Annotated in this window: 30 protein-coding genes and 1 pseudogene; 18 read left to right on the forward strand and 13 right to left on the reverse strand. The window is 61.9% G+C overall.

The features are described from left to right. Nucleotides 1-182: hypothetical protein (locus ACX80Q_RS10660; protein ID WP_459330508.1), on the reverse strand; the 182-nt coding region annotated here is incomplete at its 3' end. A 262-nt stretch (nucleotides 183-444) separates the two neighbouring features. Here ACX80Q_RS10660 and ACX80Q_RS10665 point away from each other — a divergent pair. Then, nucleotides 445-1,992, forward strand: coding sequence for a polysaccharide deacetylase family protein (locus tag ACX80Q_RS10665; protein ID WP_459330509.1), 1,548 nt, complete (start codon nucleotides 445-447; stop codon nucleotides 1,990-1,992). 6 nt (nucleotides 1,993-1,998) lie between these two features. Here the strand turns inward: ACX80Q_RS10665 and ACX80Q_RS10670 are convergent, their stop codons facing one another. Further along, on the reverse strand, nucleotides 1,999-2,496 hold the full coding sequence (locus ACX80Q_RS10670) for a GNAT family N-acetyltransferase (protein WP_459330510.1): 498 nt from the start codon (nucleotides 2,494-2,496) through the stop codon (nucleotides 1,999-2,001). Nucleotides 2,497-2,501: 5 nt separating this feature from the next. Beyond that, nucleotides 2,502-2,978, reverse strand: coding sequence for a MarR family winged helix-turn-helix transcriptional regulator (locus ACX80Q_RS10675; protein ID WP_459330511.1), 477 nt, complete (start codon nucleotides 2,976-2,978; stop codon nucleotides 2,502-2,504). Nucleotides 2,979-3,023: 45 nt separating this feature from the next. Between ACX80Q_RS10675 and ACX80Q_RS10680 the strand changes: the two are divergent. After that, nucleotides 3,024-3,845, forward strand: a pseudogene (locus ACX80Q_RS10680) (EamA family transporter); the annotation flags it as partial. A gap of 46 nt (nucleotides 3,846-3,891) precedes the next feature. On the opposite strand, the gene ACX80Q_RS10685 reads toward ACX80Q_RS10680, so the two are convergent. From ACX80Q_RS10685 to ACX80Q_RS10695, 3 genes are all read right to left on the reverse strand, one after another. Then, a complete protein-coding gene (locus tag ACX80Q_RS10685) occupies nucleotides 3,892-4,161 on the reverse strand; it encodes a DUF2283 domain-containing protein (RefSeq protein WP_459330512.1) in 270 nt (89 codons plus the stop codon). A 134-nt stretch (nucleotides 4,162-4,295) separates the two neighbouring features. Continuing rightward, a complete protein-coding gene (gene arfB / locus ACX80Q_RS10690; RefSeq protein WP_459330513.1) occupies nucleotides 4,296-4,718 on the reverse strand; it encodes an alternative ribosome rescue aminoacyl-tRNA hydrolase ArfB in 423 nt (140 codons plus the stop codon). Nucleotides 4,719-5,029: 311 nt separating this feature from the next. Further along, nucleotides 5,030-5,380: an ArsR/SmtB family transcription factor gene (locus ACX80Q_RS10695; protein WP_459330514.1), complete on the reverse strand. Its 351-nt coding sequence runs from the start codon at nucleotides 5,378-5,380 to the stop codon at nucleotides 5,030-5,032. A gap of 97 nt (nucleotides 5,381-5,477) precedes the next feature. On the opposite strand from ACX80Q_RS10695, the gene arsB reads away from it, so the two are divergent. The 8 genes from arsB to ACX80Q_RS10735 all read left to right on the forward strand — a co-directional run bounded on the left by arsB (nucleotide 5,478) and on the right by ACX80Q_RS10735 (nucleotide 13,316). After that, nucleotides 5,478-6,557, forward strand: coding sequence for an ACR3 family arsenite efflux transporter (arsB, locus tag ACX80Q_RS10700; protein ID WP_459330515.1), 1,080 nt, complete (start codon nucleotides 5,478-5,480; stop codon nucleotides 6,555-6,557). Nucleotides 6,558-6,588: 31 nt separating this feature from the next. Beyond that, entirely contained in the window at nucleotides 6,589-7,011 is a 423-nt protein-coding gene (locus tag ACX80Q_RS10705; protein ID WP_459330516.1) for an arsenate reductase ArsC, read from the forward strand. Between the two features lie 14 nt (nucleotides 7,012-7,025). Then, a complete protein-coding gene (gene trxB / locus ACX80Q_RS10710) occupies nucleotides 7,026-8,000 on the forward strand; it encodes a thioredoxin-disulfide reductase (RefSeq protein ID WP_459330517.1) in 975 nt (324 codons plus the stop codon). A 56-nt stretch (nucleotides 8,001-8,056) separates the two neighbouring features. Next, a complete protein-coding gene (locus tag ACX80Q_RS10715) occupies nucleotides 8,057-9,457 on the forward strand; it encodes an NAD(P)-binding protein (protein WP_459330518.1) in 1,401 nt (466 codons plus the stop codon). Between the two features lie 319 nt (nucleotides 9,458-9,776). After that, the gene (locus ACX80Q_RS10720; protein ID WP_459330519.1) at nucleotides 9,777-10,298 is read left to right on the forward strand and encodes a universal stress protein; all 522 of its coding nucleotides are present in this window, start codon (nucleotides 9,777-9,779) and stop codon (nucleotides 10,296-10,298) included. A 14-nt stretch (nucleotides 10,299-10,312) separates the two neighbouring features. After that, entirely contained in the window at nucleotides 10,313-10,744 is a 432-nt protein-coding gene (locus ACX80Q_RS10725; RefSeq protein ID WP_459330520.1) for an arsenate-mycothiol transferase ArsC, read from the forward strand. Between the two features lie 171 nt (nucleotides 10,745-10,915). Further along, complete coding sequence (locus ACX80Q_RS10730) at nucleotides 10,916-12,277, forward strand: hemolysin family protein (protein ID WP_459330521.1); 1,362 nt, start codon at nucleotides 10,916-10,918, stop codon at nucleotides 12,275-12,277. Further along, nucleotides 12,270-13,316 (forward strand): hemolysin family protein, encoded by a 1,047-nt coding sequence (locus ACX80Q_RS10735; protein WP_459330522.1) that lies wholly within the window; start codon nucleotides 12,270-12,272, stop codon nucleotides 13,314-13,316. Before ACX80Q_RS10730 ends, ACX80Q_RS10735 begins: the two co-directional genes overlap by 8 nt. A gap of 494 nt (nucleotides 13,317-13,810) precedes the next feature. Here ACX80Q_RS10735 and ACX80Q_RS10740 read toward each other — a convergent pair whose 3' ends face one another. Then, nucleotides 13,811-14,782: an NAD(P)-dependent oxidoreductase gene (locus tag ACX80Q_RS10740; protein WP_459330523.1), complete on the reverse strand. Its 972-nt coding sequence runs from the start codon at nucleotides 14,780-14,782 to the stop codon at nucleotides 13,811-13,813. Between the two features lie 94 nt (nucleotides 14,783-14,876). Between ACX80Q_RS10740 and ACX80Q_RS10745 the strand changes: the two genes are divergently transcribed. Beyond that, nucleotides 14,877-15,449 carry a TetR/AcrR family transcriptional regulator gene (locus tag ACX80Q_RS10745; protein ID WP_459330524.1) on the forward strand — a complete coding sequence of 191 codons (573 nt, stop codon included), beginning with the start codon at nucleotides 14,877-14,879 and terminating at the stop codon, nucleotides 15,447-15,449. Nucleotides 15,450-15,484: 35 nt separating this feature from the next. Here the strand turns inward: ACX80Q_RS10745 and ACX80Q_RS10750 are convergent, their stop codons facing one another. The 3 genes from ACX80Q_RS10750 to ACX80Q_RS10760 form a co-directional block, all read right to left on the reverse strand. Then, nucleotides 15,485-15,907 carry an organic hydroperoxide resistance protein gene (locus ACX80Q_RS10750; RefSeq protein WP_459330525.1) on the reverse strand — a complete coding sequence of 141 codons (423 nt, stop codon included), beginning with the start codon at nucleotides 15,905-15,907 and terminating at the stop codon, nucleotides 15,485-15,487. After that, nucleotides 15,904-16,425 carry a MarR family winged helix-turn-helix transcriptional regulator gene (locus ACX80Q_RS10755; protein WP_459330526.1) on the reverse strand — a complete coding sequence of 174 codons (522 nt, stop codon included), beginning with the start codon at nucleotides 16,423-16,425 and terminating at the stop codon, nucleotides 15,904-15,906. The genes ACX80Q_RS10750 and ACX80Q_RS10755 overlap by 4 nt, the downstream gene beginning before the upstream one ends. An 81-nt stretch (nucleotides 16,426-16,506) precedes the next feature. Next, nucleotides 16,507-17,364 carry a class I SAM-dependent methyltransferase gene (locus ACX80Q_RS10760; protein WP_459330527.1) on the reverse strand — a complete coding sequence of 286 codons (858 nt, stop codon included), beginning with the start codon at nucleotides 17,362-17,364 and terminating at the stop codon, nucleotides 16,507-16,509. Nucleotides 17,365-17,412: 48 nt separating this feature from the next. Between ACX80Q_RS10760 and ACX80Q_RS10765 the strand changes: the two genes are divergently transcribed. Continuing rightward, nucleotides 17,413-18,012: an XRE family transcriptional regulator gene (locus ACX80Q_RS10765; RefSeq protein ID WP_459330528.1), complete on the forward strand. Its 600-nt coding sequence runs from the start codon at nucleotides 17,413-17,415 to the stop codon at nucleotides 18,010-18,012. 149 nt (nucleotides 18,013-18,161) lie between these two features. On the opposite strand, the gene ACX80Q_RS10770 is transcribed toward ACX80Q_RS10765, so the two are convergent. After that, complete coding sequence (locus tag ACX80Q_RS10770) at nucleotides 18,162-18,479, reverse strand: DUF4190 domain-containing protein (protein WP_459330529.1); 318 nt, start codon at nucleotides 18,477-18,479, stop codon at nucleotides 18,162-18,164. A gap of 198 nt (nucleotides 18,480-18,677) precedes the next feature. Here ACX80Q_RS10770 and ACX80Q_RS10775 point away from each other — a divergent pair, with 198 nt between their 5' ends. From ACX80Q_RS10775 to ACX80Q_RS10790, 4 genes are all read left to right on the forward strand, one after another. Beyond that, nucleotides 18,678-19,721: an LLM class flavin-dependent oxidoreductase gene (locus tag ACX80Q_RS10775; RefSeq protein WP_459330530.1), complete on the forward strand. Its 1,044-nt coding sequence runs from the start codon at nucleotides 18,678-18,680 to the stop codon at nucleotides 19,719-19,721. 272 nt (nucleotides 19,722-19,993) lie between these two features. After that, on the forward strand, nucleotides 19,994-20,545 hold the full coding sequence (locus tag ACX80Q_RS10780) for a hypothetical protein (RefSeq protein WP_459330531.1): 552 nt from the start codon (nucleotides 19,994-19,996) through the stop codon (nucleotides 20,543-20,545). Between the two features lie 158 nt (nucleotides 20,546-20,703). Next, entirely contained in the window at nucleotides 20,704-21,288 is a 585-nt protein-coding gene (locus ACX80Q_RS10785; RefSeq protein ID WP_459330532.1) for an antibiotic biosynthesis monooxygenase, read from the forward strand. A gap of 147 nt (nucleotides 21,289-21,435) precedes the next feature. Next, complete coding sequence (locus ACX80Q_RS10790; protein ID WP_459330533.1) at nucleotides 21,436-22,017, forward strand: DM13 domain-containing protein; 582 nt, start codon at nucleotides 21,436-21,438, stop codon at nucleotides 22,015-22,017. Between the two features lie 151 nt (nucleotides 22,018-22,168). Here the strand turns inward: ACX80Q_RS10790 and ACX80Q_RS10795 are convergent, their stop codons facing one another. Continuing rightward, the gene (locus ACX80Q_RS10795) at nucleotides 22,169-22,348 is read right to left on the reverse strand and encodes a hypothetical protein (protein ID WP_459330534.1); all 180 of its coding nucleotides are present in this window, start codon (nucleotides 22,346-22,348) and stop codon (nucleotides 22,169-22,171) included. A 74-nt stretch (nucleotides 22,349-22,422) separates the two neighbouring features. Beyond that, nucleotides 22,423-22,773, reverse strand: a complete 351-nt coding sequence (locus tag ACX80Q_RS10800) for a MarR family transcriptional regulator (protein WP_459330535.1) — start codon at nucleotides 22,771-22,773, stop codon at nucleotides 22,423-22,425. On the opposite strand from ACX80Q_RS10800, the gene ACX80Q_RS10805 reads away from it, so the two are divergent. Then, nucleotides 22,772-22,906, forward strand: coding sequence for a hypothetical protein (locus ACX80Q_RS10805; protein WP_459330536.1), 135 nt, complete (start codon nucleotides 22,772-22,774; stop codon nucleotides 22,904-22,906). The genes ACX80Q_RS10800 and ACX80Q_RS10805 overlap by 2 nt on opposite strands. 131 nt (nucleotides 22,907-23,037) lie before the next feature. Beyond that, nucleotides 23,038-24,006: an FAD-dependent monooxygenase gene (locus tag ACX80Q_RS10810; RefSeq protein ID WP_459330537.1), complete on the forward strand. Its 969-nt coding sequence runs from the start codon at nucleotides 23,038-23,040 to the stop codon at nucleotides 24,004-24,006. The last annotated feature ends 45 nt before the right edge of the window (nucleotides 24,007-24,051 follow it).

Genomic DNA, 24,051 nt, shown 5'->3' on the forward strand with positions numbered 1-24,051 from the left:
ATGTGAGGGTCCTCGGCAAAAGGGTCACTGGCCATCAGCCTGGCCAACTCGGCATCCCCGCACCCACCGTCCCCGCACCCACCGTCACTGGCCCCCGGCCCGAGGCCGGGGTCCTGATCCAGAAAAGACGGTCCGGAAGGGATGGAAGCCCTCTTGCTACCGGGCTGCTTGGTGATGCCCATACATCAATTTTAGGCGCCCCCAGCCCACAAAGGAAGAGTTTCTCGAATATATGTTCGGTATATTAATCAGTGCGATGGATGCTGTGAATGTTGGCCCGAGCTGACGTGGAACGGTAGTGGTGTTGTCGGCCAGCAACTCAGTGGAATCGTCAGCCGACTGAGGCCACGCAAGGCGGAGCTGCCGCTGTGTTACGCAGAGCGTCCTGCGGTTGGCCTAAACTGGGAACGAACTTTTCTTAGACGATTTGGGGACGCTTAGATCATGCCGTTTTCGCTCAAACACAGTCCGTTGCTGTTGGCTGTGTTGGCCTTGTCATTGACCTCGTGCATTGTTCTACCTGCTGTGGTTGCCCCCGATCTGCCGCCCCCGCTGCCGCCGGAAGCCGTCCTGGGGGAACCCGTGCCAGCCTTGGATCCGGCCGGCATTCCAGGAGCTTCGCCCACATTGCTGCGCACAGGAACCGCCACGCCTGTGCTGGCCCGCTGGGTTTATCTCAATGGCGCGGAGCCCTACAACAACCGACTTGATACCGGCTTGTTGGGAATTCTTGACCAATACTCCGGGGGGCGGTATAGCCCGTCCGTGCCTGAACCGGCGGTGCCCGCGATGATGAAGGGCCTCAAACTCGACCACGAGATCATTGCGACCGGCGACGCGATGATCGGGACCCGTTTGACCCGGTGGAAGGTGGCTGGGGGTACCGAATCCCTAATTTCCGTCAACACCGAGTACACCAACCTGTCCACCGGAGAAGTTCTGCCGGGAATGGCACTAATTTCACCCGACAGCACTGAAAAGATCCGCCACCTTCTGGGCGAGGCAGTCCATGCGGAGGTCAAACCGTCGGAAGCCAGCGGCAGCCCATCACCTACCCGTGCCACACTCAGCTCCAGCGCGCCGGCCTCCAGCGCGCTGGCCTCCAGCGCGCCGGCTGCCGCGCTTCCTGTGGCCAAGGCAATTCTGAGTGGTGCCGCGTTGAGCCCGGTCGGAGAATTGGTGGTGCCCCTGAGTGTCGATCCCACCACCGGAACCCCGCTGGACGCCCCCGTGACTGTCCATATCACTGCCAAGGCCAGTACTCGGCTGCTATCCGATCTTGGCCGGCGGATGCAGCAACTCGCCACCGCGCCCCGCCCGCTGACTCCTTTGAAACCTGCTCCGGCAGGCGCGGAACACGTCAATTGCGATCTTGTGCCTTGTGCCGCATTGACCTACGATGACGGGCCCAACGAGCAAACGAAACGACTATTGGGCATCCTGGCCACTCGCAAGGTCCATGCCACGTTCTTTCAACAAGGGATTTACGTGGCCACCCACCCGGAAATTTCCGCTGCCGTGGCGGCTGGCGGCCATGTGCTGGCCAATCACACCATGCACCATCCGGATCTGACCAAGCTTTCCGCGGCTGGGGTAGGGGCGGAAATTCAAGGCACATCGGCCATTATCAATCAGGCGGCGGGCGTTGTCCCGTCATTTCTGCGGCCCCCATATGGCGCCAGCAATGCACGGGTCAACGGTGATGCGGGGATGCCCATCATCAACTGGTCTGTCGATTCTCTGGACTGGCAGTCCCGCAACAAGGACATCTTCCTACCTAGAATTCTCCAGCTCGTGAAGCCCGGGGCGGTCATTCTTCAGCACGACATCCACGCGAGCACCGTCGACGGGCAGGATCAGCTGATCGGTTCCCTGCGGGGACTGGGTTATCACTTGGTGACGGTGCCGCAGCTCTTCCATGGAATTGACCTGCAAAACGGCGGCGCCTATTTCTGCCGGGGCACTGTGTCTCCCTGCACGCCCGGCCGGTAGTCAGGTTCACAAGGGTCTCGAGAATGAGCCACATTGCTTGAGTAAAAGCAGTTCAGTTTGACCCGTGGTGGCATCCCGTTGCACCTGTCCACTGCCTGCAAATCCAGCCCGTTCATAGATGTTTATGGCACGTTCGTTGGTGCTGATGACCCACAGTTCCACGCTGGTGCAGCCAATGCCTTGGGCATACTCCTCGGCACAAGACAGGAGGAGGCGTCCCACTCCGGTGCCCCAAGAATCGTCAGCCACGGCAAGGTAGAAGATCTCCAGGGTCTCCTCGCGTGGTGCAAGCAGTGTGAACCCCGCAGCGGCGCCGTCCCGCCTGGCCATCAGTAACCTAGCTCCGTCAATGCCAAGGCGCCGCAGGATGCCGGGCATGGTTGCCTCAGTGCTGACTGGAATAAGATCATGGTCGCGCCGGGCCTTGGCGCGAGCCCAAATCTCCGCCGCCTCGCTCACGGCTTCCGGTTCTAGGCCCACGGTCAGCTGCCCTGCACTGTCCACGGGATTCACCCCAGTATCCGGCCAAGAAGGTGCGCCAAGGTGGCCTGTTCCTGAGGGTTGAGTGCTGCGAGGATTGCTCGTTCAGTGTCGAGGTGCTCCGGCAATGCCCGCTCGATCAGGTCTTTGCCCTCGGGGGTGAGGGCAACCAGCGTGCCGCGCCCGTCGTTCGGATTTGCCCGGCGCTGGACAAGACCGCGTCCCTCCAGTTTGTTCAACCGCTGTGCCACGGCGCTCGTGGAAATCATGGCTTCACGGGCAAGTTCTGCCGGAGTGATTCGGTAGGGGGGCCCGCTACGCAACAGCGTGGCGAGCACGTCGAACTGCGGGGCGTCCAAGCCATGCTGTGCAAAGGTGTTGGCCAAGTGGGACTCAACGCTGAGCGCCGCCCTGCTCAGGCGGCCAATGACGGCCATGGGGGAGACGTCGAGGCCCGGCTTCTCCGCGTGCCACTGTTCAAGAATGCGATCCACGTGGTCTGTCATGGTCCAAGACTAGACGATTGCTAAGCGCTTAGCTATAATAGCTAAGTGCTTAGCAATCGAAGTCTCCTCGTCGCCACCACGGCTCTGGCGCCCACACTCTGGGGCACCACGTATCTGACCACAACAATGTTCCTTCCGGCGGACCGTCCACTCCTTGCCGCGACACTCCGCGCGCTTCCGGCGGGAATTCTGCTTCTGGTGATCTGCCGCCAGCTGCCGCGCGGCGAGTGGTGGTGGAAATCCTGGCTCCTTGGGGTTCTCAACATTGGGGCGTTCTTTGCGCTGCTGTTCATTGCGGCCTACCGGCTTCCGGGCGGCGTGGCGGCGATCGTTGGTGGTATCCAACCCCTGATCGTGGCACTCCTAGCCAGTAGGGTTCTCCGTGAACGGCTTACCCCGCGCGTTGTTGTCGCCGGCGTGACAGGCGTTCTAGGAGTGGCTCTCATTACGCTTCAGGCCCAGGCCCGCCTGGATGCAGTCGGCATCCTGGCCGCCGCGGGAGGGACCCTGTCCATGGCCTGGGGGATAGTGCTTTCCAAAAAGTGGGGCCAAGGCGCACCTCCGCTGACCACGACCGCCTGGCAGCTCATTGCCGGAGGGCTAACGCTCTTGATCGCGACGCTGGCGTTCGAGGGGATCCCCGTAAATCCGCTGACCGGACCCAACCTCCTGGGCTACGCGTATCTTTCGGTGGCGGGCACGGCGTTTGCCTATGTCATGTGGTTTCGCGGTGTCGCCCGGCTCCCGGCAAGCACCGCTGCCTTCCTGGGGCTCCTCAGCCCTATCGTGGCAATCGTGCTCGGGTGGGTAGTGGCTGGTGAAGTTTTCACCGCCCTGCAAACGTTGGGCATCCTGGTTGTCCTTGGTTCCATCGCCGCCGCCATTGTCACCAAACGCACCGCAGTCTCTTGGCCTAACTCTCCTGCATGTTTGCCGGGCCGAATGAATCACCGGACTTGTCGCTCTCGATCGCATCGGCAAGAACCTCCGGGGACAACACCAAGGAGGCGAACAGCACTTCAATGCCAAGCAGATGTCCGCCGTCATCAAAATCAAGGATGATTTCTCCGTTGCCTCCCGGTGTGTTGATCGAATGAAGCTGCTGTGTGGCTTGGCCCGCAGCGGTGGGCCCGCCCAGCCTGATATAGGCAGCATCCGCCTGTGAGTCGTAGGTAATTTGCATTGCCATTCCTTGGTTGCCGTGACGGTATTGACCTTTTTCTACGCTCTTGAAACCATTCTGCCCAGCTGCGTGGTGCTGCCGCCCTCAACATGGCAGACCATTGACTTGGAGCCGCTGACATATTTCCGGCCGAACTATTCGGCGTAAGGCCGTTGGCGCTGCCGTTTGGTGGCGGAGCGTTGCTGCTTGGCAGCCATGTGCCGCAGCTTTGAACCGCGGCTGGACTTTGTGGGGCGCCGCGGAGCCGCCGCCGGGGCAAGTCCGGCTGCAATGATTTGGGCCAGCTTAGCTAGGGCGATCTCGCGATTGCGTAGTTGGGAGCGCTGCTCGGAGGCGGCCACCGTGACGGTTCCACCGGCTAAGCGACGATCCAGCCGCGCCAACAGCAATTCGCGCTGTTCGTCAGTGAGTGTGGTTGACTCGGCCACGTTCCAGGACAGCTCCGCCCGACTGTCCGAGGTGTTGACATGCTGGCCGCCGGGCCCGGACGACCGTGAGAAGCGCCAGTCCAATTCCGAGGCCGGTATGGTCAGCGTTGGCGTCACCTCTAGGTCCATGAAGCAAGTCTTGCACGGGGTGGCCGCACGCCGGGGGAGGCGTCAGCTTAGCGCAGATCGAGCCGCATCAGGACGGGCGGGAATGCCATAGCTCGGACACAATCAGCCCGTGCTGACAATGCGTCCCGTCGTCAAGGTGCGGCCTCGATATGTGGTGGTTAGAGTCGCTATGTCAAGAAGGGTGGGCCGCCACTGCCCAGCCAGTGATGGTGCGTTTTGAGTCCTCGGCCACTAGGTTCTGCTCGGGGGATCCGGGAGGTGAAGAAATCGGGCCATGAGACTCACCTGCTCGCCGGAGCCTTGGCGTGCTGTCATAGCCCCGTGATGATCGTTGCTGCCTTTTCGAGGGCGCCCGGGACCAGCGAGTAGTAAGCCCAAGTGGCACGCTTCTCCCGCGCCAGGAGTCCGGCGTCGACCAGGATCTTCAAGTGGTGGGAGACGGTGGGCTGGCCCAGATCCAAGGGTTCGGTGAGGTCGCACACGCAGGCCTCGCCGCCGTCGCCCGCCTTGACGATCGAGAGCAGTCGCAGCCGGTTCGGATCAGAAAGGGCCTTAAGGATTCGGGCAGCGTTCTGGGCGTCGGCAGCGTTGAGCACGGGGCGTGAGCTGGGTTCGCAGCAGAGTTGATCGGGGTTTGTCTCGATCGATAATGCAGTGTTCATGTACCCATTATGCCCATAGATTGACAATTGTCGATATATCGGTCGATACTTTTAATATCGACAATCGTCAATCTTAGATCCGCTGCCCGGGAGCCGTATGAGTACCAAGACAGTCACACCCCTTGCACCTGGAGAGGCTGCCGTTGTTGGCAAGCTCTCCACCCTGGACCGGTTCCTGCCGGTGTGGATTATTGCCGCCATGGCCGCCGGCCTCTTGCTGGGCAAGTTCATTCCCGGCTTGAACAGCGCACTAGACGCAGTGAAGGTCGGGTCAGTCTCCCTTCCGATCGCCCTTGGCCTGCTGGTCATGATGTACCCGGTGTTGGCGAAGGTTCGCTATAACGAGACCGGCAGGGTCCTGGAGGATCGCAGGTTGATGATCACCTCGTTGATCATCAACTGGGTGGCGGCGCCGGCGTTCATGTTTGCCCTGGCGTGGATCTTCGTCCCAGACCTGCCCGAGTACCGGACCGGACTGATCATTGTGGGCCTGGCCCGGTGCATTGCCATGGTCATGATCTGGAACGACCTAGCCTGCGGGGACCGCGAGGCCGCTACGGTGCTGGTGCTGATCAATTCCGTGTTCCAGGTCTTCGCTTTTGGTGCCCTGGGTTGGTTCTACCTGCAGGTGTTGCCGGGTTGGTTGGGGCTTCCGACGACGGCTGCCGACTTCTCCTTCTGGGCCATCACCGCCTCGGTGCTGATCTTCCTCGGGATCCCCTTGCTGGCGGGTTTCCTGACCCGCACCATCGGCGAGAGAGCAAAAGGCCGCGACTGGTACGAGGGCAAGTTCCTGCCCAAGCTGGGACCGTGGGCACTCTACGGCCTGCTGTTCACCATTGTGCTGTTGTTTGCACTCCAGGGCGACTCGATCACCTCCAACCCACTAGATGTGGCACGAATCGCCTTGCCGCTGTTGGTTTACTTCATTGTTGTCTTCGGCGCCAGTATGGTGATCGGCCGGGCCCTGAAGCTGGGCTATGCAAAAACCACCACCCTGGCGTTTACGGCCTCGGGCAACAACTTTGAACTCGCCATCGCCGTGGCGATCGGAACCTTCGGTGTCACCAGCGGCCAAGCCCTGGCCGGCGTCGTTGGCCCACTCATTGAAGTGCCAGTACTAGTCGCCCTGGTCTATGTTGCCCTGTGGGCACGCAAACGATTCTTCACCAACTAACATCCACCAATATCTTCAGGAGTATCAACGCATGAGCACCACTGAAACCACCAAGAAGCCCTCCGTTCTCTTTGTCTGCGTGCACAACGCCGGTCGTTCCCAGATGGCCGCCGCCTACCTCACTACCCTCTCCAACGGGGCTATTGAGGTCCGCTCCGCCGGGTCCCAACCAGCAGCCTCGGTCAACCCCGCCGCCGTGGAGGCCATGGCCGAAGAGGGCATCGACATGTCCGCAGAAATCCCCAAAATCCTCACCACCGATGCGGTGAAGGAATCCGACGTCGTCATCACCATGGGTTGCGGCGACACCTGCCCCATCTTCCCCGGCAAGCGCTATGAGGACTGGGATCTTGAAGACCCCGCAGGCCAGGGCGTGGACTCCGTCCGCCCGATTCGTGACGACATCAAGGCCCGCATTCAGGCGCTCATCGCCAGCCTCCTCCCCGCCAGCTAGAACAGGATCCTGTCATGACTGAACAGCTCATCATTATTGGCTCCGGCCCTGCCGGGTACACAGCCGCCATCTACGCAGCCCGCGCCGGATTGTCCCCGCTGGTCATCGCCGGTGCCGTCACCGCTGGCGGTGCACTGATGAACACCACCGAGGTGGAGAACTTCCCCGGCTTCCCTGCCGGCATTCAGGGGCCGGAGCTCATGGACGGCCTGCAGGAGCAGGCCGAAAGGTTTGGCGCCCGCATCATCTTCGATGACGTCACCTCCACCACTCTCACCGGTCACCTCAAAAGCGTTACGATCGCGGCGGGGGAAAGCTTTGAAGCGCCGGCGATCATTCTGGCTACCGGCTCTGCCTACAAGGAACTAGGACTGGCCGAGGAGAAGAAGTTCTCCGGCCATGGCGTCTCCTGGTGTGCCACCTGCGACGGGTTCTTCTTTCGCGAACAGGACATCGTCGTCGTCGGCGGTGGCGACTCCGCCATGGAAGAAGCCACCTTCCTGACCCGCTTCGCGAAGTCAGTGACAGTAGTCGTACGCCGCGGGGAACTGCGCGCCTCGAAGATCATGGCTCAGCGCGCCCAAGACAACCCGAAGATCGCCTTCGCCTACAACAGCGCTATCACCGCCATTAACGGCGATGCCAAGGTCAGTGGTGTGACCGTGCAAGACACCGTCACCGGGGAAACCCGCGAGCTGGCTGTCACCGGTATTTTCGTGGCCATTGGTCATGTGCCGCGGACGGAGCTGGTGGTCGGTCAGGTTGATTTGGATGATGAAGGCTACATCCGTGTTGATGCGCCGACCACGGTCACCAACCTCACCGGGGTCTTTGCCTGCGGGGACGCTGTGGACCACCGCTACCGCCAAGCAATCACCGCCGCCGGAACCGGCTGCGCCGCCGCCTTGGACGCTGAACGCTACCTTGCCGCTCTGGAAGATGCCGACAGCATTGCCACCGCCTTGGTGGAAGCGCCAACGCACGCGTAGGCGTCAACTAGAGCTTCAGGAAGTCCCGAATGAACACCTCAAGGAGAACCGCGGACATGACGCATGAACAACACAGCCTGCCAGTCGCCATCATCGGAGCTGGTCCGGTAGGTCTGGCAACGGCCGCGAACCTGATCGAACGTGGACTCAAGCCCTTGATCTTTGAAAAGGGCACTGATGTGGGTGCGGCCATTCGCAAGTGGGGACACATCCGTCTCTTTTCCTCGTGGGAACACAACATCGACCCGGCCTCCCGGCGCCTGCTCGAACCCACAGGATGGGCCGAGCCCCGCCTGACCTCCCTGCCGTACGGTGCTGAGCTCGTGGACCAATACCTCGACCCGTTGGCCGCCATTCCAGCCATCCGTTCTGCTCTGCACACCTCCTCCACAGTGACGGCTGTGAGCCGGGTGGGCATGGACAAGACCCATTCCCGGAACCGGGACGAGCAGCCCTTCCTAGTGCGCGTGGAATCCGCGGACGGGACAGTGACCGACCACCACGTGCGCGCCGTGGTGGACACCTCCGGCACCTGGGCTCAACCCAACCCCCTGGGCCAAGCAGGTCTGGCTGCGCCCGGCGAGGCGGAAGCCATCGCGGCCGGGCTCATCACAGCGCCGTTGCCGGATGTCACCGGCGCTGACCGGTCCCTCTTCGTTGGCAGGCATGTGCTGGTCATCGGTGCCGGCCACTCAGCGGCCAACACGCTCATCTCGTTGGGGCAGCTGGCCAAGAACGAGCCGGGCACACGCATCAGCTGGGCTGTTCGCGGTTCGGATGCTTCTCGTCTCTACGGAGGCGGGGACCTGGATGGTCTCCCGGCCCGCGGCCAGCTCGGCACACGGCTACGTAAACTGGTTGACGACGGTCATATCGCGCTCCACACGTCCTTCACCACCACCTCATTCACTGTTGGCGCCGGCTTGGCCGTCACGGGGGCCACCCCCGACGGGGACGTGACCCTGGATGTTGATTTGCTCATCCCCGCCACAGGTTTCCGCCCCGAGCTGGAGATCCTGCGTGAGATCCGGCTGGAACTGGATCCCATCATGGAAGCTCCCCTGGAGCTGGGACCGTTGATCGATCCCGAATTCCACTCCTGTGGCACCGTCCCAGCCCACGGCGACAAGGTCCTAGCCCACCCGGACAAGGACTTCTACATCGCTGGAATGAAATCTTATGGACGGGCACCCACCTTCCTGTTAGCCACCGGCTATGAGCAAGTCCGCTCCATCGTTGCCGCCTTGGCTGGAAATGAAAAGGCAGCCAACCAGGTCCACCTTGAGCTACCCGAAACCGGGGTCTGCTCCACCGACCTTGGCGGCAGCTGCGATCTGCCCGCAGCCAACGGCACAGAACAGGAAGAGGAAGCAGATTCCTGCTGCGTCACACCTGAACCCGTCCTCATGGGCATCCCCACCGGATTGGCCCACGGCCGATCCGCCACCGCCGGCTAAGAGAAAGAAACTGCCATGAGCGAGCACCGCGAAAACTTACTCACCGGCCTCAGAGACGGCGGAGCGCTAGGTCTCCGAGCAGTTTCCCAAGCCCTTGACCGATGACGTGGTGCGGGCTGCCCATGTGGTGATCACCGTGAGGCGCGGCGATTCTTGCCCGATATACCCTGGCAAGAGGTATCTTGATTGGAAGATCGAAGATCCGGCCCAGAAGGAGTTAGCCGGGGCGAGGGAAATTCGCGACGAGATGAAGATGCTCGTCTTGAATTTGTAGATAAAACCAAAAATTGTCACAACGGAGAGCTAACAAGGTGTCGTCATGAGCGAGCAAGCAGGCAAGACAAGTTTCAGTGGTTCCCCCGTTGTCGTAGGAGTAATGCCCGATCAGGACCCAGGGGTGTGGACGAGTGCCTTGGACTTGGCGCTGAGCCTGAATGCGCCCCTGATCGCCGCGTTCGTTGACCCGGCCAGCTACCTGATCGAGTGGACCCCCGGCAGCGATGTTCTGCCAATTTCCCTGAACCCCGTGGTTGAGCCGGAAGATGAAACGTCCCTCGCGGCGGAAGAGCTCAAGGAAACTCTGACGGCCGGCGCCGTCAACCATGCCACGCAATGGTCCCTGCGGATTGTTGGCGGCGACCCGGCCCTGGCCATCGGCCGCCTGGCTGCCGCGGTGGGGGCCTCCACCATAGTTGTGGGAGCCAGACGCCCCGGATTCATTGCCAAGGTTGATGAGCTGGTCTCCGGCTCGATGCTGCACCGGCTCCTCATCACCCAAACTGTTCCTGTGCTGGGTATTCCTTCCCACGCCGTCCAACGGCATTTCCATTCTCACGGCTGAAAGTACAACTATCCATGACCAGCAAACCCGGCGTCCTGTTCGTCTGCGTGAAAAATGGCGGAAAATCCCAGATGGCTGGCGGCCTCATGCGCCATCTGGCGGGCGAAGCAGTAACGATCTATACCGCCGGCACCAGGCCAGGAGCGTCCTTGAATTCCCAATCCGTGGAGTCCCTGGCCGAACTTGGCATCGACATCAGCGCAGAACGCACCAAGGCGATCAGTGCGGACATGCTCGCCAACGTTGACCTGATCATCACCCTGGGCAGCGAGGCTGTCGTGGAAGCTGTTCCCGGGCTCGAAATCCGCAACTGGGACACCGACGAGCCCTCTCTACGAGGAATCGAAGGTATGGAGCGGATGCGTCTGGTTCGTGACGACATCAACTCCCGGGTTGAGGATCTGGTTGCCGAACTCCGCTTGTCCAGCCCCAAAGACAACGACTGAATTTTTCTGACGCTTTGCTGAAACCTACCGGTCCAGGCAGGGAAGCTCACAGGTAACGGTCATCGTGACCGGATATACTCAGTCTCACTATGGATGACCCCCCCTCACGCATGCCCAGGCCCCTCTTCGAACAAACCGGTACGCCGGAAATAGTGAGAGAGGGGCGCCCGAATGTATGAATGGATCATGATCGGAATCGGTCTTGTCCTCACGGTCGGCACCGGATTGTTCGTTGCCTCCGAATTTGCGTTGGTCAATTTGGACCGGCATGATCTTGAAGCGAGAGCGGCGCGTGGCGAAAAGCGCCTCGGTCCGACGATTAAAGCGCTCAAGATCACCTCAACACACCTTTCCAGCGCCCAGCTCGGCATCACGCTGACAACGCTGCTTACCGGTTACACCTTTGAACCGGCCATTAGCTCCCTGCTGCGAGGACCGTTGTTGTCCGCCGGGTTCAGCGAGTCCGTGATTCCGGCCATCGGCGCTGTGATCGGTATCTTCATCGCCACCGTGTTCTCCATGATCATTGGGGAGTTGGTGCCCAAGAACTTTGCCCTGGCGCTGCCGCTTGCCACAGCAAAGATCGTCATTCCCTTCCAAACTCTGTTCACCACGGTGTTTAAACCAGTCATTCTGTTGTTCAACAACACAGCCAACAGGATCATCAGGTCCTTCGGGATCGAGCCCAAGGAGGAGCTGTCCGGCGCCCGTAGCGCCGAGGAGCTCAGTTCGCTGGTTCGGCGGTCAGCATTAGAAGGCATGCTGGACTTGGACCATGCCGTGTTGCTTCACCGCACACTTCGCTTCTCCGAGCACAGTGCGGCAGACGTCATGACCCCGCGAGTGCGCATGAGCACTGTCAATGCCAGTGACTCTGCGGAAGATATCGTCAAGCTGGGCACTGCGACAGGCTTCTCACGTTTTCCGGTCATTGGCCGGGACCGTGACGAGGTGTTGGGTGTCCTGCACGTGAAGCAGGCGTTTGCCGTTCCCCTGGACGACCGCAACCATGTGCTGGCGTCCTCACTCATGGTTGAACCACTCATGATCCCAGAATCCATGGGGGTGGACTCCCTGCTGGGGCTACTTCGCAAACAAGGACTGCAGGTGGCAATTGTTTCCGATGAGCACGGTGGAACCGCCGGAATCGTCACCTTGGAAGACCTGGTGGAAGAAATTGTTGGCGAACTCGAGGATGAGCACGATCGGGCGCGCGTTGGATTCGTCACGACCGGCCGATCAACTACCTTCGATGCAGCCCTTCGCCCTGATGAACTTTTCGACCGGACAGGCATCAAAGTGCCAGACGGCGAGGAGTACGACACTGTGGCTGGCTTTGTTGCGGACAGGCTGGACAGGATCCCGGAAATGGGGGACGAAGTCTCCCTTGACGAGGGAACGCTCAGAGTGGAACGCGTGGTGGGCACGCACGTTGAACGTTTGAGGTTCACACCCAGTGAAACCGCTGAAACACCCCAAAGTCCCCATGATCACATTATTGACCAGCTGACGCAGGAGCTAACCCATGAGTGAGTACCTACCCGGAATCATCTGGCTCGTCGTCTTGCTGGTAGTCAACGGGTTCTTCGTGGGAGCCGAATTTGCCGTCATTTCGGCTCGGCGCTCACAGATCGAACCCAGGGCGGAGGCCGGCAGCAAAGCAGCCAAGACAACGTTGTGGGCCATGGAACACGCAACCTTGATGTTGGCCACGAGCCAACTCGGTATCACTGTGTGTTCACTCGTCATCTTGAATGTTTCGGAACCGGCAATCCACCACTTGCTGGAAATTCCCCTGGGCCTGACGTCCCTGTCGGCGGAAGCCATTGGCATTATCGCTTTCATTACGGCGCTTCTGCTGGTGACCTTCCTGCACGTGGTGATCGGTGAAATGGTGCCCAAGAACATCTCCTTCTCCGTTCCTACACGTGCCGCGCTGATTCTCGCCCCACCGTTGGTGTTCGTTGCCCGAATTGTCAATCCAGTCATTTGGGTTTTGAATGGCATAGCCAACGGCATCTTGCGCCTCTTCAAGGTCCAGCCCAAGGACGAGGCCACCAGCGCCTACACACTCGATGAAGTGGCCAACATTGTGGAACAGTCAACCCGGGACGGCGTTTTGAGCGATGCCAGCGGAACCTTGACCAAGGCCTTTGAATTCACCTCCAAGTCGGTTGCCGATGTTGAGGTCCCGTTGGCTGAGATGGTGCTCCTTGCCCAAGATTCCTCTCCCGCAGATATTCAGCGGGCCGTCGCGGAGCACGGTTATTCTCGATACATCTTGACCAACCAGGACAGCGAACCCACCGGCTACCTGCACCTGAAAGATGTCATGGACTTGACCGAGGCTGAGGCGTTCAACGCACCCGTTCCGATGAAACGCATCCGGAAACTGGCTTCCACGTTCAGTGGCGCCGAATTGGAGGATGCGCTGGCGTCCATGCGGCGCACGGGCGCCCACGTTGCCCGCGTGTTCGACGAACAAGGCAACACCACGGGGGTCCTCTTCCTGGAAGACATCATCGAAGAGCTGGTCGGTGAGGTGCAAGACAGCACCAACTCCCTCGCATAGGCCTCGAGCCGGATCAGCGTCCGGTGTTGATGATTCATGGACCCGCCAGCACTGGTTAGTGTTGGCGGGTCTTGGTCTGTGTGTGGCGGCTGTAGGACGTGAGCCTGCTCCCTCACTCAGCGGTGCGTCCTGTGAAACCGTTCGACGCCGGGACCTCACCCCAAGATGGCCACTCCAGCCCCGGACGTAAGCTGAGGCATGGCCGCGGTGATCGCGGCGTGGGCGTGCCCACGCGTTGATTCTGTTCAGGCAGGCCACCAGTCGGCAGGACATGTCTTCCCTGGATCCGCTGTCCTTCAACGAGACGTACTACTTTCATGAGGCGCGGTGGAGGGCATCCCTGCCGGCCACAGTGCTTTACGCCCAGGGTTTGGCCACCGCAGCCCAACTGAAAAGCCACGCGGATCTGCGCGTCGCATACTGCATGCCGCATGCTGCACGCTGCTCCGGACGACTTGGCCTAGGGACTCCGCGACAAATTCGGACACCATGACCTAGTCCACGTTGATCCCGGCAGTGGCTATGTCATCCAGGCCCATGACGGAGGTGATGGTCACGGGCGTTGACGGACGTGAGATGGCTAGTGCGTGCACAATTTTGGCTGCCAACACTCCCGTGGCGCTGGACTGATTGCTGCCCCAGGCTCGGCGCAGCTGGCCTGTCCTCCGATTGACGGCCACGATCGACCAGTCCTCGCTGCCCATGGGCGGAACTAAGGCGATGATCCGGCGCGCCACAGGAAAATGGGCCACAAGACCCAGTGCCCGGGTGGCGGCGGGGGAGTCCAGGGCAAAGTAGTTGCGCACCTTGATGCCCTGGTCCGGGCCAAGGAGCAGGTGGTCCGGAAAGTCGGCGCGCAGGTAGCCGCGAGTGTGACCGCCGTCGTTGAAAATCCGCCGCTCGTGCAGGTTCATGACGGTATGGTTTTCCGCGGGGCTCACAAGAGGCGCACCGATGAGCCGCTGGGTCCATTCCACAGCCGCCGGGCCGTGCTTTTCACCGGCACCGAGCATGAGCGCCACGTCCACGTCGTCGCCCGGTGCATTTCCCAGTGACGCGGCCATCAGGGTGCTGAGGCCAGGGGCCAAGCCTGCCCCAAGAATCATGGACGCATGGGGCGACTCCTGGCGCAGCTGGTTTAGGTAGCCGGCGCTGGCGCTGATGTCCACGAGTGTGGCATCCCCCAGGGCCGTTCCTAGTGCCGGGTTTTCCACGCCGGAAGCATTCACCACGACGTCGTGCTGCTGGCTTGCGCGCTGCAGCTCGCCGAGGTCCTCGGCAGCGGCATCGACGCGCACCCAGCCATCGGCCGCGGTGCGGCCGGCCCTGGTCACTTGGTGGCCGGCGGCCATGAGCGCTGTGTGGAGATGCCCGCCCACCGCGCCCCGTGCGCCCAGTAGCAAAACCCGCAGCGTCGCATTCCCTGAGCTGTGCCCGCTGATGTGGCTGTGCTGGTCGTTGTCCATGAAACTCCAAACGTTTAGTTGGTAATCCCTTCACGATAGACGCGGCTCCAGTGATTTGCAACTAAACAGTTGGGAGCTGGGTTAGGGTGGAGGCATGGCTTGGGATACAGCGCGAACTCGGACACTGCTGCTCGATGCTGCCACGGAGCAGTTCGCCCAGAAGGGCCTCGCTGGTACGCGGGTTGATGCGGTGGCACGTGATGCGGGCGTCAACAAGGAGCGGATTTATCAGTATTTTAGCAACAAGGAGGGCTTGTTTGATGCCGTCCTCTTGCGCGCCTTGGAGTGTTTCCTCATGGCTGTCCCGCTGGAGGGCGATGGCGTTGCCGCTGTTGGTGAGTTTGCGGGATGCCTCTTCGATGAATACAGCGCCAATCCGCAATTGCCGCGCCTGTTGGCGTGGGAGGGCCTGGAGCGCGGGGAACGTGTAGGCGGTCCAGATCCCAGGGCGGCGGCCTGCGCGGAGAATGCTGCGCTCATTCGGGCGGCGTGCCCGCAGCTGGATATTCAGGCCTCGGAGCAGCTTTTACTGTCCATAGTTACGCTGGCCACGGGCTGGTGGGCCCTGCCGCAACTGGGTGAAATCATGGCGGGCGGGGAAGGCGGTGCCCGGCGTGCCGCCGTCGTTGCCCAAGCCTCAGCCATGGCGGCCGGTCCGGAGCTGTAGGCCGCGGCCCGCCGCCATGGGGGCTGGTGCGGGATTTAGTCCTCGGACACCGAGATGGTGACGTCGATGTTGCCCCGGGTGGCGTTTGAGTAGGGGCAGACTTGATGCGCGGCGTCGGCTAGGGCCTGTGCGGCTGTTGTTTCAACGCCCGGAAGCACCACTTCCAGCAGCACCGCGAGTTCAAAGCCGCCCTTGCCGTTGGAGCCAATCTGGACCTGGCCACCCACCGAGGAGTCAGTGATGTCTACTTTTTGCGTGCGGGCCACCAGCTGCAAGGCGGAGTGGAAGCAGGCGGCATATCCTGCGGCAAAGAGCTGCTCGGGATTGGAGCCAGCGCCCATTCCGCCCATTTCCTTCGGGACGGACAGGCCCAGGTCAATGCGGCCGTCCGAGGATCGGACGTGCCCGTTGCGGCCTTCGCCGGTGGCGAGAGCTTCTGCGGTGTAAAGGGAATTCATGAGGTGCCTTTCGGAGCAGGGGAGGGTGCAGTGCCCGGGCCGCTGTTAGGCATGATTGCCTCGCCTTGCCCGGATGCCGTCAAATGGCGCATGCCTTCGGTGATGCGGCTCAGTTCCTTAATAAGATGATTGGCCTGGTCCTGGCTGCCAAAGCCATAGGCGCCGCGCAGCCCGTGCAGCGTGCCGCGCAGTTCTTCCAGCACTTCCGCACCGGCGGCAGTGATCTCCACCGTCACCACGCGTTCATCCGCGGACTTTCGCAGCCGCGAAACCAGCCCCCGCGCGTCGAGCCGGCGCAGCAAGGGGGAGAGTGTGCCGGAATCGAGATTCATCCTGGCGCCGAGCTCGCTGACGGTGATACCGACGGGGGAGGCATTTGTCTCCAGCAGCACAATGTACTGCGTGTACGTCAGCTCCCATGGCGCCAGAACCACCCGGTGCGCCTTGGCTACAGCGTTTGACGCTGCATAGATCGCAAAGCAGACCATCGAATCAAGACTGTACTCACTGTTGGGCATGACTCTACTGTACACAACTTAATTGCGCGCAATGTAGTTGCGTCAGGGCCGCGCCCCTGGACCGGCCCCTTGGCGGTCGGCCTAGGGCTTGCGCGCCGCCCATACAGTGCGGCTGCCCCGCACCTCCAGGTCGCTCCTATGGTTCAGGGATTCGGGACCAGCGCTGGCCAGTAGGCTGTCCAAGATGGCCAGATCTGCAGGCGTTGCCACGCCGTCCATCGCTGTCCGGATCCGCTCCAGGAACATGCGGGCGTAGCGGGCGGCGAGATCCGGCGTCGAGTTGCCAACGGCCGTGAACGTTTGCTGATCGACGACGTCGAAGCCCACGGCTTCCAGCCCGGCCCGCCAGTCGGGGTGGTGGTTCCAGCGCATGTGGGCCAGGGCTGTGTGCAGCCTGGCTTCCAGAGCGGCAAGTTCAGTCCCGTCGGCAAGTGCCGCTGCGGAAAGGAAGCGGGGCAGGCCGTCCATCTCGATGACCATCAACAGTCCGCCTCCGTTGAGGCCCGCGAACATTTCACGCATGGTCTGCTCGGGGTTGGCAACCTCGTGAAGCGAGGACGAGGCCCAGATGAGATCGGCCGCCGCAACCGCGGGCCAGGGCCCATCGAGGTCGGCAAGAACTGTTGTCACCCGCCCGGCCAGGCCCTCCTGACCGGCGGCCTCAAGCGTCTGGCGCAGCATGTCCGCCGACTTGTCCAGGGCAATGATGTGGGCGTTCTCAAAACGTTGAGCCAATGCAACGGTGCCCACGCCCGACCCTGATCCGGCGTCGATGATGGTGCCGGCGGCCGGGGACAGTTCGGCGGCCAGTGCTGTTGCCCGCTCCAGGTAGGAGCCCACAATCAAGGCGTCCAGGGTCAGCGATTCCGCCAGGCCTGCACCGTGTTGGTGTCCGTTGTGGTTGTCGTGGCCGTGCTGGTGGTGTCCGTGAGTAGTCATGTGTTCCACACTAGCCATTCCGTGCAGAAATGGCATATGCTTTTGCGCATGACGCAAGAACTGGATGTAGACAGTGTAATTCGGCAACGCATTCGCGGACTGCGGTTGGCCCTTGGCTGGTCGCTGGACAATCTTGCTGCGCGCTGTGGGCTGAGCCCCTCAACGCTGAGCCGCATTGAAACCGGGCACCGCAGGATTGCACTGGATCAGCTGGTGCCGATCGCCCGGGCGCTGGGCACCACCCTGGACGCCTTGGTTGAATCCGGTGGCGATGAAGACGTGGTGATCCGTCCGGAGGCCGGGCATTCCCAGGGCCTGACCGCGTGGATTCTTTCCAGCGAGGACGGCATGCACGGCAAGACCGTGGCGAAAATGCGCATCACGCCCGAACGGCCCCATGGGGACGAGCAGCGCAGTGTTCATGCTGGACGGGACTGGTTCACGGTTCTTTCCGGGATTGCCAGGCTGGAGCTGGGGGAGCGGACCATCCTGGTTCACCCGGGCGAGGTTGCCGAATTCTCCACCATGGTCCCCCATTTTATTGGCGCCCACGAGGGGCCCGTGGAAATTCTCACCATTTTCAACCACGACGGCGGGCGGGCCCACCTGCACGCCGGCGATCACGCAGCGGCCCACGCAACACACTGACACAGCAATGCGGATGCACAGGGCTAGTTGCTACTGAGGCTCGAACGGCCTGCCCCAAGGGCAGTCCACCCAAAAGCTGTCACCCCGCGGCAGCGGCCCTTCCGGCGGGCACGCGTTGTCGGCCCCAGCGGTGAGCCTGCTACCGTCTGTTAGGCCCGAATGAACATGTTGGCCACGTACAGCACAAAACTCAAACTCCCGACGGTGATGCCGGCGATGGCCAATCCGCGGCCTCGAGCCGCTCCGGAACGCACCTCCCTCAAAGCCCGTACGCAAAAGTACACGCCAACGATGGACATGAAGCCGAACACCAGCATGCTGATGCAGGCCACAATAAATCCGGAGATGGCTTGCTTGCTGAATGCCGGGCGCAGCGGCTGCTCGAACTCCTTGTGGTCCACGGGCGGGTGCTGCACAGCGTGGCTGTAGCTTTCATCGGGCGAACTTGAGGTGCTTTGCGGGTTCATTTTTAGCCTTTCGGACACGAGGTGATGTGAAGTGGCGCTATTCCCGTGCGGGTCACCCCGGGACGGAACGGCGGAGCCTACCTGCAATTCTGTTGCAGGAAGCGCGGAATTGTTCGCTAGACACGAACGCTTTTGTAAAAATGATCTGTTTGGAATATGATCTGAAAAACAACACATTTTGACCACCTGGAGGCAGACATGGAAATCGGTGCATACAGCTTTGGCGACACCCCACTGAACGCGGACGGATCATCGCGCACAACCGCAGAGGGAGTCAGGAACCTGTTTGACGCGATTGTCCACGCCGACAACGCAGGACTGGACTACTTTGGTGTGGGCGAGCACCACACCGTGACCATGCCGGCGTCATCGCCCGGCGCCATGCTGGCCGCCGCCGCCGCAGCCACCAAGAAGATCAAGCTGGGCAGTGCCGCCAGCATCATCAGCACCGATGATCCCGTCCGCGTCTTCCAGCAGTTCGCCACCGCCGATGCCATTTCCGGCGGCGGCCGGATAGAAATCACCGCCGGCCGGGGTTCCTCCGTGGAGACGTTCCCGCTGTTTGGCTACGATCTGCGTGACTACGACCAGCTGTACACCGAGAAGCTCGAGCTGCTGATGACCATCAACAACTCCGCCGATGAAAATGTCACCTGGGAGGGCTCCGTACGGCCCAACATTGCCAACCTGGCCGTGGTGCCCCGCCCCGTGCAGGGGAAACTGCCGCTGTGGATCGCAACCGGCGGCAGCCCGGCGTCGTCCGCCCGTGCCGGAAGCCTGGGGCTGCCGGTCTCCTACGGCATCATTGGCGGTGCGCCGCACCGCTTTGCCCCGCTGGCCGAGCTGTATAGGAAGTCGGCGGAACAGGCCGGGCATACAGGGGATGACATCAAGATCTCCGTGGCGGCACTTGGCCTGGTGGCACCCACCAAGGAGGAAGCCCTGGATCGTTTCTACCAGGGGTGGCACAACCTGAACGTGGAAATGGGCCGACTGCGCGGCTGGCCCGCCCCGGACAAGCGGGCCTACCTGGCCCAGGCCGAGGCGCCCGGCGCCTACTACGTTGGCGATCCGGACGAGGTCGCCCAGCGGATTGTCCATCTGCACGGATACATGGGGCACATGCGCCACTTCCTGCAGACGGACATTGGTGGCCTGCCGCACGAGCACCTGCTGGAATCCATCACCTTGCTGGCCACGGAGGTCAAGCCCCGCGTGGAGCGCCTGCTGGCCAAGAAGTAGCAGCCCCCTACGGTACGACGCGTGGCTTGCCATTTGTGTGTCTGCCGGGGTCGAGAGACATGACTCCGGCAGGCGCAAGATGGGTTTGGCTCTGGCGAATGGCCTCATAGGTGTTGTCACGCTGGTCTTGGTGCCCATGGCCACGCAGGGGAATAACAGGAGGTGCTTTGACTAGATGCGGGCTCCCGCGGCCAGTCTCGCCAGGCGCCCAGGAGAGGCCCGGCGTCGATAGCCGATCCCGCACCCCTGAAAAGAAACTAGAGGAGAAATTGATGGCCAGCTATGACACCCTGCTCGGCGAGGCGCGAGGACACTTCGGTGTCAAGCCTGCGGTGACCTGTACGGATGCGATCTCACTTCTTGAATCTCTCGGTGCCGTGGCGTTCAGCTTCGACACCCACAGGGATGATCTGATTGATGAGTTTGTCGATCCGAGCCTCGTGATCGGCGCCTACACTTTGGCACAGCCCTCGCTCCTCCGGCGACGGGCAACGCCCGAAGAGAAGGAGAACTTCACCGCTTCCCCCAATGACACGTTCGACCCGTTGGAATACGGTGCTGAACGGGCCGAATGGACACTCCTAGCCCGTGAGATCGAGACGCTCGCAAGGCTGGTTGTGGTTCTTGAACGCGACCCAGAGTCGGAAGAGTTCTTGGGGAACTTTCGGGTGTACGGCGCCGGTCAGTGGTTGCGCGAGACACTGTGGGCGGCTTCGGGCGTCGTGCCGCGCGATCCGGGCGAGCCCTCAGCGGAGTCGGAACTCTTTGGCCGAGCGTTCGCGTATGTCGGACGCGAACGCTTCGTGGCCGCTCAACTCCCTTGACCTAGTCCGGCGTCGCTGATGGCCCCGCACTGATGTTCGACGCCGTGGCCTGGCTGCCGCTGGCAGGCGCGGTCACGCCGTCGGGCCGCGTGGTGTCCTTGCTCATACGGGAGTCCACATGGTGGATGAGGCTTGCGTCTTGCCCCTAGAATTGCTGGGTGCCAGATCTCCAGCCCGTAACAGTTTCCATCGCCCGCACGGTTCAGCCCGGGTATCACCGCCAATTTGCCGCATGGGCCCACGCCGGCCAGGAGTTGGCGCGCGAGTGGCCCGGCTACCTGGGCTCCGGTTGGGTGCGGACGGGCCCGGACTCGGATGAATGGCATGTCATGTACCGGTTTACCGAGGTGGCTTCGCTGCGCGCCTGGGACGATTCGCACGAGCGCCGCTGGTGGATTGACAGCGCCGGCGGGCTCATGCAAATCACCCGCGTGGAACACCGGACTGGCATTGAGGGCTGGTTCGATCAGCCAGGAGACGTCTCCATCAGCGTGCCCGAAACCGTTGTGCCCCCGCGGTGGAAACAGGCCGTGAGCATCTTCCTGCCGTTCTTCCCGTTGAGCCTGCTGTCCAACTTCCTCCTGCACTCGGTGACCGGACACTGGCCACTGCCGTTTGCCGTGCTCCTGAACGTCTGCCTGTTGACGCCCATCATGACCTATTTCCTGCTACCTCTGAGTACGCGCCTGCTGAAACCCTGGCTGCAGGCGCCGCGAAAGACCCGCCCGGCCCGCCGGTCGTAGCGGCCTGAAATTTCAGGTGCCGGCGCCGCGAAACGGCGGCCGGCGTTCGCCAGTCCGGCCGCCACTGCACCCACGGTGGCGAGTCCATAGAAAGCGCCGGCTACCGGCTTCTATCGGTGCCAAGGGATAGTTGTTATGCTCAGCCGTATGAGTAAGTTTATGAGCAGGAGGTTCGTGATTCCTGTCGTTTTGCTCGTTGTTATTGCGGTGGCCGCTGTGGGACTGTACTTGTTCCAGCCGTGGCGGATTTTCACCAGTTCCACGGTGACCGAGGGAATTCCCAGCTCCGCGCCCACCTCAGTTCCGAGCTCAATTCCGAGTTCCTCTTCGAGTGCTGTAGCTACCACCGCAGCCGCGATTGCACCCACCCCCGCTGCTCCTCTTGAATTGGCCAGCGGTGAACTCATCAGTCATGAACACGCCAGCTCAGGATCCGTGCGGATTCTCCAGCTCCCGGATGGCAGACGGATCCTGCGCTTTGAGGGCCTTGACACGTCCGATGGGCCGGATCTTAAGGTCTGGCTCAGTGATGCCCCCGTGATTGAGGGAACAGCGGGTTGGCATCTCTTTGACGACGGCGGTTACCTCAGTCTTGGTGCGCTCAAAGCCAACAAGGGTGATCAGAACTATGAGATCCCACCCGAGACGGTGTTGGGTGACTATAGTTCGGTCAGCATTTGGTGCGCCAGGTTCGCGGTCTCGTTCGCCGCGGCAGAATTGAAATTCTAGTCAAGAAGCAGCCACCGGCGATGATGCCCGTGGCCGGAGCGCTTCGGCCCGTGCCGATGGAGACCTGCCATGCTAGTCTGCCCACTGCAGATCTACTACGTAAATAGGGTGAGCATGGCGGCGCGGGTGAGGGTGGCCTCGGTTTCATGGTCTATGCGCCATCCTCGTTCTCAGCGCTGCGCATAATGCTGGGCAGCACCGGTTCCTCGTGTCGCGGCACTGTCAGCAACCACAGGATTCTTGCCTCGCAAGCAACAGCGACGATCACCACTGGCGCGGCAACACCGCCCACCAGCTGAAAGCGTCGGGGGACCGGAATCTCAGTACCCAACTGCGCACTTGACCTCAGCGCAGTAGCTCACTCCTCCGCACGTGGGCGGCGGCAGAAGTCCCGGTCAGCGGGCCTTACGCGGGAGAACGCTCACCGCTTTGTCGCAACAATTCAATCTCCTGGCGGTTCACCTCGGCGGCGCGTGCGAATAGTTCGTTCGCAAAGGCGAGCTGTTCATCGCTGAGGGTTTCGAGGTACGAGTTCCAGCGGTCATTCGGATCACGCAGACGGGCAACAAATCCCTCCCGCTCCAGCCTGTCGATCGCGGTCGTGATTGCTCCGCCTGAGGTAAGGCCCGTGAGTTCGGCGAGCTCGCCAGGAGTCGCTGGCCCCCGGCTCATGAGCAAGCTGGCGCACTGCAGATCCGTGCTGTTGAGGCCTCCCCATTTCGCCACGGCGTCCTGAAAGAGGACAGCGCGTGCCATGAACTCCCGCATCACCTCGGCAGGGCGGTCCAATTCGTGCTCACGTGTTGACGGCTGGGTGGTGGAGATCTTTGAGTCCGACGGCGAGCCCAGAGACTTCCAAGGCCTCTTCCTGAACGTGGCCACCTCGTAGACCAGGGGCATCGATCGCCCAATCTGGTGATGTGCTCGAGCGCCGGCAAGATGCTCGGAACCGTGCCGAACGGGCCCGCGGGAGAACCCGAGCGTGGCAGCGTCGGGGCGGTTCATGCCATCCTGCATCAGGTGTTACGGGAGTCTGCCCAGGCAGCTGGCAGCCCCATCACCTTTGGCGCCCGGCCGGAACGGATCGAGCCGACTGCTGAGCATGTGCGTGCTATTTTCGTTGACGGGCGTGCCACCACGGCGGATGTACTCATCGGCGCCGACGGCATCAGCTCCCCGAGCCGCCGCCACATTGATCCACAGGCCCCCGAGCCAACATATTCAGGACTCGTCGGGCTCGGCGGTTTTGCCCGTGTGCCGGGTCTGGCCCCAACTCCCTTGACGCAACACATGGTCCTCGGACGGCGATCGTTTTTCGGCTACCTGGTGCGTGAGGATGGGGAAGTCTACTGGTTCGCCAACATCACCCGCCCGGATGTGGACCGTGGCGGTCTGCGCAGCGTGACTGCACAGCTGTGGCTCTCGCGTCTGCGCGTGTTGCACGCCGATGACCCTCACCCGGTTCCGCAGATTCTCCACTACGCAACCGGACAGCTTGGCGGGTACCCGATCGAGGACCTGACACACGTACCGCAGTGGAGTCGCGGCCGTGTTGTTGCGATTGATGACGCGGTCCATGCCACCTCGCCCAGCGCCGGGCAGGGGGCGTCCCTGGCCCTCGAAGATGCAATCACCCTGGCGCGATGTCTGCGCGACGCATCCGGCCAGGGGACGGCCTTCAGCGAGTACCAGCGGCTCCGGCAGGCTCGCGCAGAGGCTGTGGTGGGCTATGCGCGGGCCATCAACAAGCAAAAACGGGTGGCGACGTCGCGACTAGGTATTGCCAAGCGGGATGCGATGCTGCCCCTATTCCTGAGGAAGGCGTGTGCGGACACACGCAGGCACTGGCTCACGGCTGTCACCGCCGCTCGGTTGTGGGGCAGTAACGCGCCCGTAACGCACGGTGCTGTGAAATGGGAGTGCGGGATCGAAAGTCTGCCTGCGGGAGTCATCGGATCCATGATTCTTTGTTCACTTCTTCACAGATAAGGAACACGCTATGAACCGGGAATACTTCGCGCGGGGGCAGCGGAA

The organism is Arthrobacter sp. HLT1-20, assembly GCF_054510895.1.

Excerpts from the sequence above, each read along its gene's own strand:
- ACX80Q_RS10665 (WP_459330509.1), top strand. The coding sequence starts at position 445 with ATGCCGTTTTCGCTCAAACACAGTCCGTTGCTGTTGGCTGTGTTGGCC.
- ACX80Q_RS10675 (WP_459330511.1), bottom strand. The coding sequence starts at position 2,978 with ATGACAGACCACGTGGATCGCATTCTTGAACAGTGGCACGCGGAGAAG.
- ACX80Q_RS10685 (WP_459330512.1), bottom strand. The coding sequence starts at position 4,161 with ATGCAAATTACCTACGACTCACAGGCGGATGCTGCCTATATCAGGCTG.
- arfB (WP_459330513.1), bottom strand. The coding sequence starts at position 4,718 with ATGGACCTAGAGGTGACGCCAACGCTGACCATACCGGCCTCGGAATTG.
- ACX80Q_RS10695 (WP_459330514.1), bottom strand. The coding sequence starts at position 5,380 with ATGAACACTGCATTATCGATCGAGACAAACCCCGATCAACTCTGCTGC.
- arsB (WP_459330515.1), top strand. The coding sequence starts at position 5,478 with ATGAGTACCAAGACAGTCACACCCCTTGCACCTGGAGAGGCTGCCGTT.
- ACX80Q_RS10705 (WP_459330516.1), top strand. The coding sequence starts at position 6,589 with ATGAGCACCACTGAAACCACCAAGAAGCCCTCCGTTCTCTTTGTCTGC.
- trxB (WP_459330517.1), top strand. The coding sequence starts at position 7,026 with ATGACTGAACAGCTCATCATTATTGGCTCCGGCCCTGCCGGGTACACA.
- ACX80Q_RS10715 (WP_459330518.1), top strand. The coding sequence starts at position 8,057 with ATGACGCATGAACAACACAGCCTGCCAGTCGCCATCATCGGAGCTGGT.
- ACX80Q_RS10720 (WP_459330519.1), top strand. The coding sequence starts at position 9,777 with ATGAGCGAGCAAGCAGGCAAGACAAGTTTCAGTGGTTCCCCCGTTGTC.
- ACX80Q_RS10725 (WP_459330520.1), top strand. The coding sequence starts at position 10,313 with ATGACCAGCAAACCCGGCGTCCTGTTCGTCTGCGTGAAAAATGGCGGA.
- ACX80Q_RS10730 (WP_459330521.1), top strand. The coding sequence starts at position 10,916 with ATGTATGAATGGATCATGATCGGAATCGGTCTTGTCCTCACGGTCGGC.
- ACX80Q_RS10735 (WP_459330522.1), top strand. The coding sequence starts at position 12,270 with ATGAGTGAGTACCTACCCGGAATCATCTGGCTCGTCGTCTTGCTGGTA.
- ACX80Q_RS10740 (WP_459330523.1), bottom strand. The coding sequence starts at position 14,782 with ATGGACAACGACCAGCACAGCCACATCAGCGGGCACAGCTCAGGGAAT.
- ACX80Q_RS10745 (WP_459330524.1), top strand. The coding sequence starts at position 14,877 with ATGGCTTGGGATACAGCGCGAACTCGGACACTGCTGCTCGATGCTGCC.
- ACX80Q_RS10750 (WP_459330525.1), bottom strand. The coding sequence starts at position 15,907 with ATGAATTCCCTTTACACCGCAGAAGCTCTCGCCACCGGCGAAGGCCGC.
- ACX80Q_RS10755 (WP_459330526.1), bottom strand. The coding sequence starts at position 16,425 with ATGCCCAACAGTGAGTACAGTCTTGATTCGATGGTCTGCTTTGCGATC.
- ACX80Q_RS10760 (WP_459330527.1), bottom strand. The coding sequence starts at position 17,364 with ATGACTACTCACGGACACCACCAGCACGGCCACGACAACCACAACGGA.
- ACX80Q_RS10765 (WP_459330528.1), top strand. The coding sequence starts at position 17,413 with ATGACGCAAGAACTGGATGTAGACAGTGTAATTCGGCAACGCATTCGC.
- ACX80Q_RS10770 (WP_459330529.1), bottom strand. The coding sequence starts at position 18,479 with ATGAACCCGCAAAGCACCTCAAGTTCGCCCGATGAAAGCTACAGCCAC.
- ACX80Q_RS10775 (WP_459330530.1), top strand. The coding sequence starts at position 18,678 with ATGGAAATCGGTGCATACAGCTTTGGCGACACCCCACTGAACGCGGAC.
- ACX80Q_RS10780 (WP_459330531.1), top strand. The coding sequence starts at position 19,994 with ATGGCCAGCTATGACACCCTGCTCGGCGAGGCGCGAGGACACTTCGGT.
- ACX80Q_RS10790 (WP_459330533.1), top strand. The coding sequence starts at position 21,436 with ATGAGTAAGTTTATGAGCAGGAGGTTCGTGATTCCTGTCGTTTTGCTC.
- ACX80Q_RS10805 (WP_459330536.1), top strand. The coding sequence starts at position 22,772 with ATGAACTCCCGCATCACCTCGGCAGGGCGGTCCAATTCGTGCTCACGT.
- ACX80Q_RS10800 (WP_459330535.1), bottom strand. The coding sequence starts at position 22,773 with ATGGCACGCGCTGTCCTCTTTCAGGACGCCGTGGCGAAATGGGGAGGC.